Genomic DNA, 15,343 nt, shown 5'->3' with positions numbered 1-15,343 from the left:
AGCGCCGGCCTTTCTTCAGCGTGAAATGCCTCGATGATTTACGCCTTGCCGCGCGTGCGGATCATGAAGGTGTCGAAGGCGTATTCGTTGAGCTGCCACCAGGGCAGCACATCGTTGCGATAGGCCACCATGGAGTCGTAGGCCTTCTTGAAGTTCTCGTTCTTGGCGGAGAGTTCCGTATAGAGCTCGTTCGCGGCCTTGAGCGAGGCTTCCATGATCGGCTGGGAGAAGGTGCGCAGCTCCGCGCCAGCGCCGACCATGCGGCGAAGCGCCTGGCCGTTCACGGCGTCGTACTTCGCCAGCATCCAGTTGTTCGCGGCTTCCGAGGCCTGGTTCATGATGGCCTGATAATGCTTCGGCAGCTCATCCCACTTCGCCTTGTTGACGACGAGATGCAGCATGGCGCCGCCTTCCCAGAAGCCGGGGGCGTAGTAGTACTTGGCGACTTTCAGGAAGCCGAGCTTCTCGTCGTCGTAGGGGCCAACGAACTCGGCAGCGTCCAGCGTGCCGCGCTCGAGAGCGGGATAAACATCGCCGGGAGCCACCTGCTGCGGCACGACGCCGAGCTTGGCGAGCACCTGTCCGCCGAGACCGCCAATACGGAACTTGAGACCCTTCAGGTCGTCGACGGTGTTGATCTCCTTGCGGAAGAAGCCGCCCATCTGCGCGCCGGAATTACCGCAGACCAGCGAGGTGCAGTTATACTTGGCAAGGACATCGTTGATGATTTCCTTGCCGCCCGCGAAGTGCCACCAGGAATGGAGCTGGCGCGCGTTGAGGCTGAACGGCAGGCCGGTTCCCATGCCGAGCGCGGGCTCCTTGCCGATATAGTAATAGAGCGGGGTATGGGCGCATTCGACCGAGCCGTTCTCGACCGCGTCCATGGCCTGAAGGCCGCCCACGATCTCGCCCGGGGCGAAAACCTGGATCTGGAACTTCCCGTCGGTGGCATCCGCCATGTACTTGGCGAAGGTCTGGGCCGTGCCGAAAATCGTGTCGAGCGACTTGGGGAAGCTCGAAGTCAGACGCCAGCGGATCTCCGGGCTGGATTGCGCGATGGCGGGAGCCGCCACCGTGGTGGCCGCGGCCGCAAGGCCGGCGCCCTTCAGGAAGTTTCTTCTCTTCATCGTCGTCATAGGCGTTTCCCCGCAGACTCTTTCATTGCAAGCTCAATAAACCACGACAACAAGGCAGGTGGCTATGAAGCTCTCTTCGCTCAAACAGGGCCGTGATGGCCGGCTCGTACTCGTCTCGAGGGACCTGACCCGCGCGACAGACGCATTTTTCATTGTTCCGACGCTACAGCAAGCCCTTGATGATTGGGAAAAAGTCGAGCCCCGCCTGCGTGACCTGGCGGAACAGCTCGAACATGGGTCCGTGCCCTCCTTCCGGTTTCACGAGCACGACTGCGCCTCGCCCCTGCCCCGCTCTTACCAGTGGGCGGACGGCTCGGCCTATGTGAATCACGTAGAGCTGGTGCGCAAAGCCCGGGGGGCGGATATGCCGGATTCCTTCTGGACCGACCCGCTCATGTACCAGGGCGGCTCGGATTCCTTCCTCTGCCCGCGCGATCCCATTCCCGCCGCGGACGAGGCGCACGGCATTGATTTCGAAGCGGAAATCGCAGTCATCACGGGTGATGTGCCCATGGGCGTCACGCCGGAGGAAGCCGCCAAGGCCATCCGTCTTGTCGTGCTCGTCAATGACGTCTCTCTGAGAAATCTCATTCCCGGCGAACTCGCCAAAGGCTTCGGCTTCTTCCACGCGAAGCCCTCCTCCACTCTGTCGCCGGTCGCCGTCACCCCCGATGAGTTGGGCGACGCCTGGGACGGCGGCAGGCTCCACCTGCCCCTACTCTCCACCCTCAACGGAAAGCCCATCGGCAAGCCGAATGCAGGGGTGGACATGACCTTCGACTTCCCGACCCTCATCGCCCACGCGGCCAAAACCCGCCCGCTTGGGGCCGGCACGATCATCGGCTCGGGCACGGTCTCCAACAAGGACGAAGGCGGCGGACCCGGCAAGCTCATCGCTGACGGAGGCCTCGGCTATTCGTGCCTCGCGGAGCAGCGCACGGTGGAAACCCTCCTCCACGGCGAACCGCGCACGCCCTTCATGCGCTTCGGAGATACGATCCGCATCGAGATGAAGGACAGGGCCGGCCACTCGATCTTCGGCGCCATCGAGCAGGAAGTGGTGGCTTATCAGAAGCAGGCCTGACATGGGCGAACCATCGCCGCGCTCTACAACTCACCTTGGATCCCAACCAAGGAGCGCCTGATGAACGATCATGTCTACAAGGTCGTCGAGCTCGTCGGCTCATCGGAGACGAGCATCGAGGATGCCATCCAGACCGCGATCACGCGGGCGAGCCAAACCCTGCGCAACATGCGCTGGTTCGAGGTTCTGCAGACCCGCGGCCATGTCGAGGATGGCAAGGTGCGCCATTATCAGGTCGTGCTGAAGGCAGGCTTCACGCTGGACGAAGGCGGCTCCTAAAGCCGCCTTCGTGAACCCTCAATCATCCGCGCGCATGTCGAAGAGACGCGGATATTGATGCGGCTGCGAGCGCAGGTATTGATTGGGCGCTTTGACCGAAGCTCCGAAATGCGCGGCTGCATGCCAAGGCCAGCGCGGGTTGTAGAGAATGGCCCGGGCCAGCGCGATGAGATCGGCCTCACCTGTGGCGAGGATTGCCTCGGCCTGCACGAAGTCGGTGATCAAGCCCACCGCGATGACCGGCATCTTGGTGGCATGTTTGACCGCGCGGGCAAGCGGAACCTGATAATTGGGGCCGACCGGAATCTGCTGCGCCGAGGTCAGCCCACCGCTTGACACGTGCATAGCATCGCAGCCACGCGCCTCGAGTGCCTGCGAAAAGGCGACGGTCTCCTCGATGGTCCAGCCGCCATCGGCCCAATCGGTTCCCGAGACACGCACTGTTACAGGCCGCTCAGCCGGGAAGGCCGCGCGAATAGCGTCGAAGACTTCCAGCGGAAACCGCATTCGGTTCTTCAACGAGCCGCCATATTCATCGGTGCGCTGGTTGGACAAGGGAGAAAGGAATTCGTGCAGCAGATAGCCATGCGCCGCATGAACCTGCACGGCCCCAATTCCGAGGCGCGCCGCGCGCTTTGCCGAATCCGCGAATGCCTTGCGCAGGCGCGCCAACCCATCCTTATCGAGCGCTGTCGGAGCGACGTCGCTCGTCGAATATGGGACTGCCGAGGGAGCTTCCGTTTGCCATCCGTTGTCATGGTTGGGAGAGATCTGCTTTCCACCATTCCACGGAAGATCCGTGGAGGCCTTGCGCCCCGCATGAGCCAGCTGAATTGCAATCGGCATGTCGGACCAGCGGCGGACGCTGTCGAGAACGCGCCCCATGGCAGCTTCAGTCTCGTCCGAATAAAGCCCCACATCGCCATAGGAGATACGCCCTTCCGGCACGACGGCCGTGGCCTCGATCGTCAGGAGCGCCGCACCAGAGAGAGCCAACTGCCCCAGATGGATCGTGTGCCAGTCGGTCATGCACCCGTCCTCGGCCGAGTACTGGCACATAGGCGCGATTACGATGCGATTGGCGAGATTGAGCTTTCCGACCTTGAAGGGCGTGAACAGTTTTGCAGGTGCCATCGATTGTCTCTTTGGGAACGATCTATCCCGGCACTTTGAGCCGTCCCGGCTAAAACGCGCAACAGGCCCAAAAGGTCTGAGAGACCTGCACCCGGCTCAACCCTCAAGCTCTTCCTTCAGCATTTCCAGCTCCAGCCAGCGCTCTTCCGCGGCATGAAGCTCTCCCTGCAACTGCGTCAGAGCATCCATCGCCTTCTGGAAGCGGGCGGGGTCGCGGGAATAGAGTTCGGGATCGGCGAGGATTTCCTGCACCTTGGCGATCTTGGCTTCCAGCTCTTCCATGCGCTTGGGTAGGGTCTTGAGATCGTGCTGCTCGTTGAAGCTGAGCTTGCGCTTGTTGGTCTGAGAAGGCGCGGCCACAGGCTTGCCGTTGTTCCTGGGCTTGTCTTCCTTCTCGACAACGCGGGCCTGCACGCCCTGACCGCGCTGAGCCACCATGTCGGAATAGCCGCCCGCGTACTCGATCCAGCGTCCCTCGCCTTCCGACACGAGAACGGAACTGACCGTGCGGTCGAGGAAGTCGCGGTCGTGGCTCACCAGCAGGACCGTGCCGGAATAATCGGTAATCATCTCCTGCAGCAGGTCGAGGGTTTCGAGATCGAGATCGTTGGTCGGCTCGTCGAGAACGAGAAGGTTCGAGGGCTGCGCCAGCGCGCGCGCCAACATGAGCCGGTTGCGCTCGCCGCCCGAGAGCACGCCCACGGGCGTGCGGGCCTGTTCCGGCGAGAACAGGAAGTCCTTCATGTAGCCGATCACGTGCTTCGTCTGACCGCCGATGGTGACGCTGTCGCCGCGCCCGCCGGTGAGCGTCTCCGCCACGGTGGCGTTGGGATCGAGGCTCGCCCGGCGCTGGTCCAGGGTGACCATCTGCAGGTTCGAGCCCAAGCGCACCCGGCCGGAATCCGGCTGGAGATTGCCCGTGAGCAGATTGATGAGCGTAGTCTTGCCCGCGCCGTTCGGGCCGATGATGCCGAGCCGATCCCCGCGCAGAAGCCGCAAAGACAGGTTCGCGACGATGGGGCGCTCGCCATAGGCCTTGGAGATGCCCTCGGCCTCCACTACCTGTGTTCCCGACTGCTCGGCCTCGGCAAGGGTCATGCTGACCGTGCCGACGGCGCGCGTGCGGTCGCGGTATTGCTGGCGCATGGCGTGGAGGTTGCCGAGGCGGCGCACGTTGCGCTTACGTCTTGCGGTCACGCCGTAGCGCAGCCAGTCGGCCTCGGCCACGAGCTTGCGACCGAGCTTGTGGTGCTCCGCTTCCTCCTGCTCCAGCACCTGATCGCGCCATTCCTCGAAATGAGCGAAACCCTGGTCCATGCGGCGGGTTTTGCCCCGGTCCAACCAGACGGTCGCCTGAGACAGGCTCTCCAGGAAGCGTCGGTCGTGGCTGATGAGAACGAGGGCCGAGCGCAGGCTCTTCAGCTCGCTTTCCAGCCACTCGATGGCAGGCAGGTCGAGATGGTTGGTGGGCTCGTCCAGCAGCAGGATATCAGGCTGGGGCGCCAGCACATGGGCGAGCGCGGCACGACGGGCCTCGCCGCCGGAGAGGTCGGAAGGCTTCTCCTCGCCGGTCAGGCCGAGCTGCTCCAGCAGGTAGCGGGCCCGATAGGGATCGTCGCCCGGCCCGAGACCCGATTCCACATAAGCCAGCGTGTTCGGGAAAGCGGAGAGGTCCGGCTCCTGGGCCAGATAGCGCACGGTAGCGCCGGGCTGCACGAAACGCTTGCCTTTATCGGCCTCGATCATGCCTGCGGCAATCTTGAGCAGGGTCGATTTGCCTGAGCCGTTGCGGCCTACGAGGCAAGCCCGCTCGCCGGGAGAAACGGAGAGTTCCGCGCTCTCGATCAAGGGCGTGCCGCCGAAAGTGAGAGCAATTTCCTGGAGGAGAAGCAGAGGAGGAGGAGCCATGCCTGCCACCTGACACCTCTTGGCCAGGGATGCAAGGGCATCCTGCGGTTGTTCCGGGGTGGACGCTCATCGATCTTTATGGTCCCCTGCTCTTCTGAAGCTGGGCATCTGCATGACTCTGACGAGACGTTTGCTCCTTTTGGCGTTGATCTCCGTTTTGCCTGCGCTCGTCATATGGGCCTTCACGGAAGTCTCGCTCAGGCGCGCCCGTGAAGCGGAAATCAACGACATCGTCATTCGCCAGGCGGAATTGGCAGCCTCCGAAGTCGACCACATCTTCGAGGGCATCAATAGCCTTCTTCTGGCCATGGACGAAGCACCGTCAATCCGGTCTTTCGAGACAGCGGTCTGCAACGCCTATCTGCGCTCCGTTCAGCAGAAGGTACTGCACATCGTTTCGTTCGTGGTCCTCGATCTGGATGGCGATGTCCGCTGCAACGACAGAGGATTCATCAACTCGGATCTGCGCTTTAAGGACCGTCTCTATTTTCAGGAGACCATCGCCAAAAAGGGCTTCTCCATCGGCACATACACGCAGGAATTCACGGAGGGAGGGCTTGGAGCATATTCAGTCATCCCGCTGTCGCTTCCGATCTGGAGCAGCGATGGACTGATCATCGGTGTCATCGCGGCAGCTTTGGATCTCAAATGGCTCGACAAGGAATTGAAGGAGCGCGTCATTCCGGCCGGTGGCTCCCTTACCCTTGCCGACAGGAACGGGGTCATCCTCTCACGGGAGCCATTCCCGGAACGATTTATCGGAACAACGATTCCTACCTCATTCATGCAGATGCTGACCGCCGATAAGCCCGGCAGCTTCAAGGCGAACAGCCAGGACGGCACAAACCGAATCTATGGCTACATCCCTGTGAACTACCCTCCTGCGGAAAACATCTATGTGAGCGCGGGCCTCTCGACGAAGGTGGCGTTCGCCACTATCAACGAGGCGGCCAAGCGCGGCTTCATACTGATCGCCGCCGCTCTCGTCCTCGCCCTGTCGCTGTCGTGGCTGGCGAGCCGCGCCTTTATCACAAAGCCCTTCGAGATCATGACCAATGCCGTCGGGGATTGGCGGCGCGGAGATTATCAGGCCCGCATCAACCTGCCGAAGAACTCAGGAGAATTCGGGCTTCTGTCCAAAGCCTTCAACGACCTGATGGACGATGTCGCCGAGCGGCAGCAAGCTCTGAGGGCAAGCGAGGAACGGGCGCGGCTTGCCTTGGAGGCCGGCCATATGGGCACCTGGTGGTATGATCACCGCAAGGGCCTGGGAGGGTGGTCGAGTCAGGCCGCCGAGATCCTCGGCATGCCTGCCGTGCAAGCCGCGACGAACATACAGGAATGGCGCTCCCTCCTCCATCCGGAAGATGCGCACCGCGCGATCGAGCGGCTGCGCGCTGCCGCTCAGGGCGAGAACAACGGCAATTACGAAGACGAGTATCGGGTGCGGCGACCCGACGGAAAAATCTGCTGGATCAGCACGAAGGGCAAGGTGTCCTTCGACGCCCGGAAGAAGCCCGCCTTTTTCGTCGGCATCATTCAGGACATCACAGAGCGCCGTCAGGCCGAGGAGCAGCAGCGCTTCTTCCTGGATGAATTGAATCATCGGGTGAAGAACACGCTAGCCACGGTTCAGTCCATCGCCGCGCAGACGTTGCGCTCCAGCGCCAGCTCGGCACAGTTCAAGGAAGCTTTCGAGGGCCGGCTGCTGGCCCTTTCCATGACCCACAATCTGCTGACCCTGAAATCCTGGCGCGAGGCGGATCTGCTCGACATCGCGACGCAGGAACTTGCTCCTTACAGGCGCGAAGCCGACGACAGAGTAACAATCAACGGGCCCAGGGTGAACCTGCCGTCGCGCTACGCCATCAATTTCGGCCTCGTTCTGCACGAGCTGGTGACGAACGCCGCGAAATACGGGGCCCTCTCGGTCCCGACAGGCCGGCTCGACCTGTCCTGGTCCGTCATTCATGCGGCAGACCGCCCCTCGCAATTGCGCGTTCATTGGACCGAGTCCGGCGGGCCGCCCGTGCAGCCTCCCAAGCGCCAGGGTTTCGGCTCCCGCCTGATCCGCCGCAGCATCGAGGGCGAGCTCGATGGATACATGGTGCTCAACTTCGACAAATCGGGCGTGTCCTACGATATCTCGGTGCCGTTGCCCTCGGCGTGACGCGACGAGCCGGTTTTTTTAAGCACGATGAGCCTTGGGTGGATTGACGAAAGGCCCATGGGGCGAGGATGCTCCTCCCTTACGCTGGGCTATCCCAAGTTCGGCACCAGGAGATTGTGAGTGAGCGGCCCCTCCCCCGTGCTGTCGATCGAGAATCTGACCATCGGCCTGCCTGCCCTGTCGGACCGGCAGCATGCGATCAAGGATCTGTCCCTCACGATCCGACCGGGCGAGACCCTCTGCGTCGTGGGTGAATCGGGTTCCGGCAAGTCCCTGACCGCCATGGCGACCATTGGCCTGCTGCCTCCGGCGGTGACGGTGCTTTCAGGCGCGATCAGGCTCGGGGGCTTCGACCTTCTGTCGCTCGACGAGGAAGGCTGGTGCGACGTGCGTGGGCGGGACATCGGCATGGTGTTCCAGGAGCCCATGACCTCGCTCAACCCGGTCATGCGCGTGGCCGACCAGATCGCGGAGGCCTTCCAGGCTCACCGTCTGCTGAGTCAGGCCGACCGTTACAAGCGCGCGATCGAATTGCTTGCGGAAGTAAATCTGCCGAACCCCGAGCTTATCGCGCGGGCCTATCCGCACGAACTCTCCGGCGGTCAGCGCCAGCGCGTGATGATTGCCATGGCGCTTGCATTGGAACCCAAGCTCCTCATCGCCGACGAGCCGACGACGGCGCTCGACGTGACGACGCAGGCGCAGGTGCTCAAACTCATCGATAACCTGCGCCGCAAGAAGGGCACGGCGGTTCTTTTCATCACCCATGATTTCGGCGTGGTGGCCGAGATCGCCGACCGCGTCGCCGTGCTTCAGAACGGCGAGCTGGTGGAACAGGGAACGGCGGATGAGGTTCTCAAGAACCCGCAGCATCCCTACACCAAGCGCCTGCTGGCTTCGGTCCCCTCGCTCACTCCGCCGCCTGCGAAGACGCTGCGCGATGAACCGATCACCCTGAGGGTTGATGCGCTCACCAAAGCTTACGGTGGACGCGGTTTTTTCCGCAAAAGTCGCGAGGTCCAGGCAGCGGATGCGGTGAGCTTCGACATCCGTCGCGGCGAGACTCTCGGGCTAGTGGGCGAGTCGGGCTCCGGCAAATCCACGGTCGGGCGCTGCGTGCTGCGGCTGATCGAACCCGATGGAGGCAAGATCGAAATCGGCGACTTAGCGTTCAGCTCTCTGTCTCAGGCGGAACTGCGCCCGTACCGACGCAAGATCCAGATGGTGTTTCAGGACCCCTTCGCTTCTCTCAATCCGCGACGCAAGGTAGGATACATCATTGCCGAGGGTCCGATCACGCAAGGCGTAGATCCGGCACAGGCGCTCAAGGAAGCGCATGTGCTGCTCGAAAAAGTCGGCCTTCCCGCTCAGGCTGCCGAACGCTATCCGCATGAATTCTCCGGCGGCCAGCGCCAGCGCATCGGTATCGCCCGCGCGCTTGCCATGAAGCCCGACGTGCTGGTGGCGGACGAAGCGGTGTCCGCTCTCGACGTCTCCGTTCAGGCCGAAATTCTCAAGCTGATCCGCGCGCTTCAGAAGGAGCTTGGCCTTTCCATTCTTTTCATCACCCACGATTTGCGCGTCGCTGCACAGATCTGCGACCGCGTGGCTGTCATGCAAAAAGGTCGAATTGTCGAAATGGCGGAAACAGCGCAACTCTTTGCCGATCCGCGCGATGCTTATACGCGCCAGCTCCTGGCCGCCGTGCCGGGAAAAGCCAGAATGTTTGAGGGAGTTCAAGACCGGTGAACGATCAGATCAGCCCGCATATCGCACCGAACATGGTTTTCAAGAATCTCATCGGCGGCAAGGAAGTACCTGCTTCCGACGGAATGCTGCTGGACGTCGTCTCGCCCGTGGACGGCGCGCTCTTCGCCAAGATCGCCGCAGGCACGACGCAGGATGTCGATGCCGCCGTCAAGGCCGCGCGCGCCGCGTTTGAGGGCTCTTGGGGCAAGCTGACGGCGACCGAGCGCGGACGCCTGCTCATGAAGCTCGCAACGATTGTCGAAGCGCATGCGGATGAACTGGCTGCGCTGGAGAGCCGCGACAACGGCAAGCCCCTGCGTCAATCCAGGGCCGATGCCATCGCGCTCGCCCGCTATTTCGAGTTCTACGGCAGCGCCGCCGACAAGCTGCATGGCGATGTCATTCCCTATCTCAATACACATTTCATCGGCGTCGAGCGCGTGCCGCATGGCGTGACGGGGCATATCGTGCCCTGGAACTACCCGATGCAGATCTTCGGACGCTCCGTGGGCGCGGCCTTGGCTGCGGGCAACGCCACGGTGGTGAAGCCTGCGGAAGATGCGTCGCTCACGATCCTGCGCGTATCGCAATTGGCGAGCGAAGTGGGCTTCCCGGATGGCGCGCTCAATGTCGTGACAGGCCTCGGGCGCACGGCAGGCGCGGCGCTCGCCGCTCATCCCGGCATCGATTTCCTGTCCTTCACCGGAAGTCCCGAAACCGGCACCGCCGTGCAGACGGCTGCCGCGAAGAACCATGTGGGCGTGACCCTCGAACTCGGCGGAAAATCGGCCCAGGTCGTCTTCGACGATGCGGATCTCGAACGCGCACTCCCAACGCTCGTCAACGCCATCATCCAGAACGGCGGCCAGACCTGCTCGGCAGGCAGCCGTCTTCTAATCCAGCGCGGCATCTTCGACGATGTGGTGAACGCCGTTGCCGAGCGCTTTCGGTCGCTGCGTGCAGGCCATCCCGAGCGCGAGCCCGATCTCGGCCCCATGATCAATCAGGCCCAGCAGCGCCGCGTGCGCGGCTATCTGGATCGCGCCCGTAATGAGGGCCTGCACATCCTGGGCGAAGGCGTCGTGGCCATCGATGCGCCAGCCGAAGGCTTCTATGTGCCGCCGGTTTTCTTCGCGCCCGTGCCTCACCAGAGCATTCTCTCTCAGGAAGAAGTCTTCGGTCCGGTTCTGGTCGCCACGCCGTTCGAGGATGAAGCCGAGGCGATCCGCCTCGCCAACGGCACGCCTTACGGCCTCGCCGCAGGCGTATGGTCCCGCGATGCGATGCGGTCCACGCGCGTGGCCCGCGCCATGCGCGTCGGCCAGGTCTTCGTCAATTGTTACGGCGCGGGCGGCGGCATCGAGCTGCCTTTCGGCGGCTTCGGCCGTTCGGGCCATGGCCGCGAGAAAGGCTTCGAGGGTCTGATCGAGTTCACGACGACGAAGACCCTCGTCATCGCGCACGGATAAGCCGACATCAGTTTTGAAATCAGGGGAAGAGACATGAAACGCCTCGAAGGCAAGGTGGCGCTGGTGACGGGCGCGGGGTCCGGTTTCGGATTGGGGATCGCGGAAACATTCGCCCGCGAAGGCGCGAAGGTTGCCGTCGTCGACATTAACGAAGCCGCGGCCAAGGCTGCTGCGGAGAAGATCGGTTCATCGGCCATCGGCCTTGCGGCCGACGTATCGAAGGCAGCCGACGTCAACGCCGCCGTGGAGAAAACGGTCGCTGCCTTCGGCAAGCTCGACATCGTGGTTAACAATGCAGGCATCACGCATCGCAACCGGCCCATGCTGGAAGTGGAAGAGGACGAGTTCGACCGCGTCTTCGCCGTCAACGTGAAGTCGATCTATCTCTTCGCCAAGGCCGCCGTGCCGCTGATGCAGGGCCAGGGCGGCGTCATCATCAATGTCGGCTCGACGGCAGGCCTGCGTCCGCGTCCGGGCCTCACCTGGTACAACAGCACCAAGGGCGCGGTGCATACCATGACCAAGTCCATGGCCGTGGAGCTTGCGCCTCAGAAGATCCGTGTCTGCGCCCTCGCCCCGGTGGCGGGCGAGACGCCCCTGCTCTCCACCTTCATGGGCGAGGACACACCCGAGAGGCGCCAGCTCTTCATGAACTCGATCCCACTGGGCCGCTTTTCCACCCCGCAGGACATCGCCAATGCCGCGCTTTACTTGGCCTCCGATGAGGCCAGCATGATCACCGGCGTGGTGCTGGAGGTCGATGGCGGGCGCTGCATCTGATCAAATAGTCGGGAAAAAAGGCCGAGGAACATCTTCCATCCGGCCTCACACTGCGTAAGCTGAGGGTCATCGCGACCCTCGCTCAATACCGGATGGAGATCCGCCCCATGTCGAAGCGTTTTCTGGCCGCCGCCCTGCTCCTCTCCGTCAGCGCCCTGCCGGCCTTTGCCGCCAAGACCTCGCTTGTCGTCGGCATGCCCATCGAGCCCCCGGGCCTCGATCCGACCATTGCCGCGCCCGTCGCGATCCGCGAGGTGACCCTCGCCAATCTCTACGAGGGCCTCGTGCGCATCGACCGGAACGGCAAGGTGCAGCCGCTTCTGGCGAAAAGCTGGGAGATCTCTCCCGATGGCCTCACCTATACCTTCCGCCTGCAGGAAGGCGTGAAATTCCATGACGGCAGCGCCTTCGATTCCGCCGACGTGAAGTTCGCCTTCGACCGCGCCCGCGATCCGAAATCGACCAACGCGCAGAAGCAGATCTTCGCGCCCATCGATTCCATCGAGACGCCCGATCCCGCCACCGTGGTGATCAAGCTGAAGGAAACCTCCGGCAATTTCCTCACCTATCTCGGCTGGGGCGATGCGGTGATCGTCGCGTCCGAGACGGCTGCGGGCAACGCAGCCAATCCGGTCGGCACGGGCCCCTTCAAGTTCAAGTCCTGGACGCGCGGCGACAAGGTCGAACTCGTCAAGAACCCCGATTATTGGCAGAAGGGCAAGGTGAAGCTCGACAGCGTCACCTTCCGTTTCATCAGCGACTCGCAGGCGCAGGTCGCTGCCGTTCGTGCAGGGGATGTGGATGCCTTCCCGAACCTCGCGGCACCCGAACTCTTCGCCGAGTTCCAGAAGGATTCTCGCTTCAAGGCCGTAGCCGGCAATACGGAAGGCGAGACGGTTGCGGGGCTCAACAGCGCCAAGAAGCCGTTCGACGATGTGCGCGTGCGCCGCGCGCTGATGCATGCCATCGACCGCAAGGCGCTCATCGAGGGTGCGTATTCCGGCTTCGGCACGCCCATCGGCAGCTTCTTCTCGCCCAACAACCCGGCCTATGTGGATATGACTGGCGTCATTCCCTATGATCCGGCGAAGGCCAAGGCGCTGCTTGCGGAAGCGGGCTACGGCAATGGTCTCTCGATTACCATCAAGACGCCGCAGATGGCCTATGCGAGCCGCTCGGCGGAGCTGATCTCGGCTATGCTCGCGGAAGTGGGCGTGGAGCTGAAGATCATCCCCACCGAATTCCCGGCCAAGTGGATCGAGGAAGTCTTCAAGAACAAGGATTACGATATGACGATCGTCTCCCACACGGAGCCGCTCGACATCGACATCTTCGCCCGCGACACCTACTACTTCAATTACAAGAACGACAAGTTCAAGGCGCTGATCGCAGACGCCGCCAAGACCACGGACGAGAAGGCACGCTTCGCCAAATACGCGGAGGCGCAGAAGATCCTCGCCGAGGATGTGCCTGCCCTCTTCCTCTTCCAGCTGCCGAAGCTCGGCGTATGGAATGCGAAGGTCCAAGGCATGTGGGAAAACTCGCCGATCCCGATCAACGACGTGACGGAAGTGTCGTGGACTGAATAAGCCAAACTGGAAAACAGCATTCTCATGTTTCACCCGGCTTTACGCCGGGCATGGGAATGCTGTTTGCTGATGGCTCGGTTTGCATCCAACGGATAGGCTTTCTTCGCCCGTGTTGCGCCTCATCATCTCCCGGCTGGCTTCGCTTGCCATCACTCTGCTCTTCGTCTCGCTGGCGATCTTCCTGATCCTGGAAGTGCTGCCGGGCGATCCGGCGGCAATCATGCTGGGCACCGCTGCGCGGGAAGATACGCTTGCCGCCCTGCGGCAGGAGATGGGGCTCGATCAGCCGGCGCTCATCCGCTACCTCGATTGGATCGGCGGGATCCTGCACGGCGATCTCGGCACCTCCATCACCTACAAGATGCCGGTCTCGACACTGGTGGCCGAGCGTATGAACGTGACGCTCCCTTTAAGCCTTCTCGCCATTCTGATTTCCACCGCGCTCGCCCTGCCCCTCGGTGTCGCGGCTGCCGCGCGCCGCGACGGGCCGGTGGATCGCGCGGTGCTGGTGTTCAGCCAGATGGGCGTGGCGGTGCCGAATTTCTGGATCGGCCTTCTCTTCATCCTTGTGTTCTCCACATGGCTGGGGTGGTTTCCCGCCGGTGGATTCCCGGGCTGGGGGAATGGTATTGGCCCCGCTCTTCAAGCGCTGCTTCTGCCCGCCGTCGCACTCGCCCTGCCCCAGGCCGCCGTGCTCACGCGTGTAACGCGCTCGGCGACGCTCGAAGTGATCGGCGCGGATTTTGTGCGCACCGCGCGCGCCAAGGGCGTGGACCGTCGTTCCACCTTACGCCGCCATGTGGTGCCGAATGCGCTCATCCCCGTCACCACGATCCTGGGACTTCAGCTCTCCTTCTTCTTCGGCGGCGCGATCCTCGTTGAAAACGTGTTCAACCTGCCGGGCCTCGGGCGGCTCGCCTATCAGGCACTCAACCAGCGCGACCTCGTGGTGATCAAGGACATCGTGCTGATCTTCTCCGGCCTCGTGATCGTCGTGAACTTTTTGGTCGATATCGGCTACACGATCCTCGATCCGCGCCTGAGGAGCCGGGCATGAAGCGCTCCTCGATCCGCTGGAATACGGCTCTCATCCTCGGCGGCATTCTCACGAGTCTGCTGATCGCCACCGCCCTCCTCTCGCTTGTCTGGACGCCGGAAGTGCCGACCCGCGTGCGCGTCGCCATGCGCCTGAAAGGGCCGCTGGAAGCGGGCCTTCTCGGCACCGATCATTTCGGCCGCGACGTCCTCTCGCTTCTGATGGTGGGTGCCTGGAATTCGCTTGCCATCGCATGGCCTGCGGTGCTGCTGGGTGCGGCCATCGGCACCGCCATCGGCTGCGCCGCGGCTGCCTGGAAAGGCATCGCGGACGAGATCGCCATGCGCGTGTCCGACGTGGTGTTCGCCTTTCCGGCCGTTCTCTCTGCCATCATGATCGGCGCGCTCGTGGGATCCGGCCCGCTCGCGGCCATCCTCGCGATTGCGGTGTTCAATGTGCCTGTCTTTGCGCGCGTCACGCGCGGCGTGGCGCTTCAGGTTTGGACCCTCGACTACATCGCCGCCGCCCGCGCCATCGGCAAGCATCCGCTGCGGATCACTTGGGAAGACGTGATCCCCAACATCGCGGGCGCACTCATCGTGCAGGTGACGATCCAGCTTGCGCTCGCGATCCTCACCGAAGCGGGGTTGAGTTATCTGGGCCTCGGCGTGCGGCCGCCCAATCCGAGCTGGGGCCGCATGCTCAGCGATGCGCAGACCTATCTCTCCCAAGCCCCTCACCTCGCCATCGCGCCGGGCGTCGCGATCGCACTCTCGGTGCTGGGCTTGAACCTTCTGGGTGACGGCCTGCGTGACGCGCTCGACCCCACGCTGAAAGGCCGCAGCGCAGCGGCTTAAGCAGACTTCATCGCTCTCTGTACATCCGCCAGAATTTCATAAGACCGCACGCGCGCAGCGTGATCGTAGATGGCAGAAGCCACGATCAGTTCATCGGCTCCCGTCTGCTCGATGAAACCCTCCAGCCCCTCGCGCACGGTTGCTGCCGAGCC

Annotated in this window: 12 protein-coding genes; 9 read left to right on the top strand and 3 right to left on the bottom strand. The window is 62.9% G+C overall.

All coding sequences use genetic code 11. The features are described from left to right. Positions 1-38: 38 nt before the first annotated feature. Positions 39-1,127, bottom strand: a complete 1,089-nt coding sequence (locus MHY87_RS17370) for a TRAP transporter substrate-binding protein (RefSeq protein WP_239353870.1) — start codon at positions 1,125-1,127, stop codon at positions 39-41. Positions 1,128-1,200: 73 nt separating this feature from the next. Here MHY87_RS17370 and MHY87_RS17365 point away from each other — a divergent pair, with 73 nt between their 5' ends. Continuing rightward, positions 1,201-2,220 (top strand): fumarylacetoacetate hydrolase family protein, encoded by a 1,020-nt coding sequence (locus tag MHY87_RS17365; protein WP_239353835.1) that lies wholly within the window; start codon positions 1,201-1,203, stop codon positions 2,218-2,220. 60 nt (positions 2,221-2,280) lie between these two features. After that, a complete protein-coding gene (locus MHY87_RS17360) occupies positions 2,281-2,499 on the top strand; it encodes a dodecin (RefSeq protein ID WP_239353834.1) in 219 nt (72 codons plus the stop codon). Between the two features lie 18 nt (positions 2,500-2,517). On the opposite strand, the gene MHY87_RS17355 is transcribed toward MHY87_RS17360, so the two are convergent. Next, entirely contained in the window at positions 2,518-3,633 is a 1,116-nt protein-coding gene (locus tag MHY87_RS17355) for an NADH:flavin oxidoreductase/NADH oxidase (RefSeq protein ID WP_239353833.1), read from the bottom strand. Positions 3,634-3,729: 96 nt separating this feature from the next. Then, complete coding sequence (locus MHY87_RS17350) at positions 3,730-5,541, bottom strand: ABC-F family ATP-binding cassette domain-containing protein (RefSeq protein ID WP_239353832.1); 1,812 nt, start codon at positions 5,539-5,541, stop codon at positions 3,730-3,732. A gap of 112 nt (positions 5,542-5,653) precedes the next feature. Between MHY87_RS17350 and MHY87_RS17345 the strand changes: the two genes are divergently transcribed. From MHY87_RS17345 to MHY87_RS17315, 7 genes are all read left to right on the top strand, one after another. Then, a complete protein-coding gene (locus MHY87_RS17345; RefSeq protein ID WP_239353831.1) occupies positions 5,654-7,711 on the top strand; it encodes a sensor histidine kinase in 2,058 nt (685 codons plus the stop codon). A gap of 120 nt (positions 7,712-7,831) precedes the next feature. Then, on the top strand, positions 7,832-9,460 hold the full coding sequence (locus MHY87_RS17340) for an ABC transporter ATP-binding protein (RefSeq protein ID WP_239353830.1): 1,629 nt from the start codon (positions 7,832-7,834) through the stop codon (positions 9,458-9,460). Then, entirely contained in the window at positions 9,457-10,929 is a 1,473-nt protein-coding gene (locus tag MHY87_RS17335) for an aldehyde dehydrogenase family protein (RefSeq protein WP_239353829.1), read from the top strand. Before MHY87_RS17340 ends, MHY87_RS17335 begins: the two co-directional genes overlap by 4 nt. Before the next feature lie 33 nt (positions 10,930-10,962). Beyond that, positions 10,963-11,709, top strand: a complete 747-nt coding sequence (locus tag MHY87_RS17330; RefSeq protein ID WP_239353828.1) for an SDR family oxidoreductase — start codon at positions 10,963-10,965, stop codon at positions 11,707-11,709. A gap of 107 nt (positions 11,710-11,816) precedes the next feature. Further along, on the top strand, positions 11,817-13,298 hold the full coding sequence (locus MHY87_RS17325; RefSeq protein ID WP_239353827.1) for an ABC transporter substrate-binding protein: 1,482 nt from the start codon (positions 11,817-11,819) through the stop codon (positions 13,296-13,298). Positions 13,299-13,407: 109 nt separating this feature from the next. Next, positions 13,408-14,355, top strand: coding sequence for an ABC transporter permease (locus tag MHY87_RS17320; RefSeq protein WP_239353826.1), 948 nt, complete (start codon positions 13,408-13,410; stop codon positions 14,353-14,355). After that, on the top strand, positions 14,352-15,191 hold the full coding sequence (locus MHY87_RS17315; RefSeq protein WP_239353825.1) for an ABC transporter permease: 840 nt from the start codon (positions 14,352-14,354) through the stop codon (positions 15,189-15,191). Before MHY87_RS17320 ends, MHY87_RS17315 begins: the two co-directional genes overlap by 4 nt. Positions 15,192-15,343 lie beyond the last annotated feature (152 nt).

Origin of the sequence: Microvirga sp. ACRRW, assembly GCF_022346925.1 — a bacterium.
GTDB lineage: Bacteria > Pseudomonadota > Alphaproteobacteria > Rhizobiales > Beijerinckiaceae > Microvirga.
The sequence above is the reverse complement of the archived record's forward strand: the minus strand, read 5'-3'. Positions and strand labels throughout refer to the sequence as shown.

Bases quoted from the DNA above. Each gene is read 5' to 3' on its own strand.
- MHY87_RS17315 (WP_239353825.1), top strand. From the start codon at position 14,352: ATGAAGCGCTCCTCGATCCGCTGGAATACGGCTCTCATCCTCGGCGGC.
- MHY87_RS17350 (WP_239353832.1), bottom strand. From the start codon at position 5,541: ATGGCTCCTCCTCCTCTGCTTCTCCTCCAGGAAATTGCTCTCACTTTC.
- MHY87_RS17325 (WP_239353827.1), top strand. From the start codon at position 11,817: ATGTCGAAGCGTTTTCTGGCCGCCGCCCTGCTCCTCTCCGTCAGCGCC.
- MHY87_RS17330 (WP_239353828.1), top strand. From the start codon at position 10,963: ATGAAACGCCTCGAAGGCAAGGTGGCGCTGGTGACGGGCGCGGGGTCC.
- MHY87_RS17355 (WP_239353833.1), bottom strand. From the start codon at position 3,633: ATGGCACCTGCAAAACTGTTCACGCCCTTCAAGGTCGGAAAGCTCAAT.
- MHY87_RS17345 (WP_239353831.1), top strand. From the start codon at position 5,654: ATGACTCTGACGAGACGTTTGCTCCTTTTGGCGTTGATCTCCGTTTTG.
- MHY87_RS17360 (WP_239353834.1), top strand. From the start codon at position 2,281: ATGAACGATCATGTCTACAAGGTCGTCGAGCTCGTCGGCTCATCGGAG.
- MHY87_RS17370 (WP_239353870.1), bottom strand. From the start codon at position 1,127: ATGAAGAGAAGAAACTTCCTGAAGGGCGCCGGCCTTGCGGCCGCGGCC.
- MHY87_RS17365 (WP_239353835.1), top strand. From the start codon at position 1,201: ATGAAGCTCTCTTCGCTCAAACAGGGCCGTGATGGCCGGCTCGTACTC.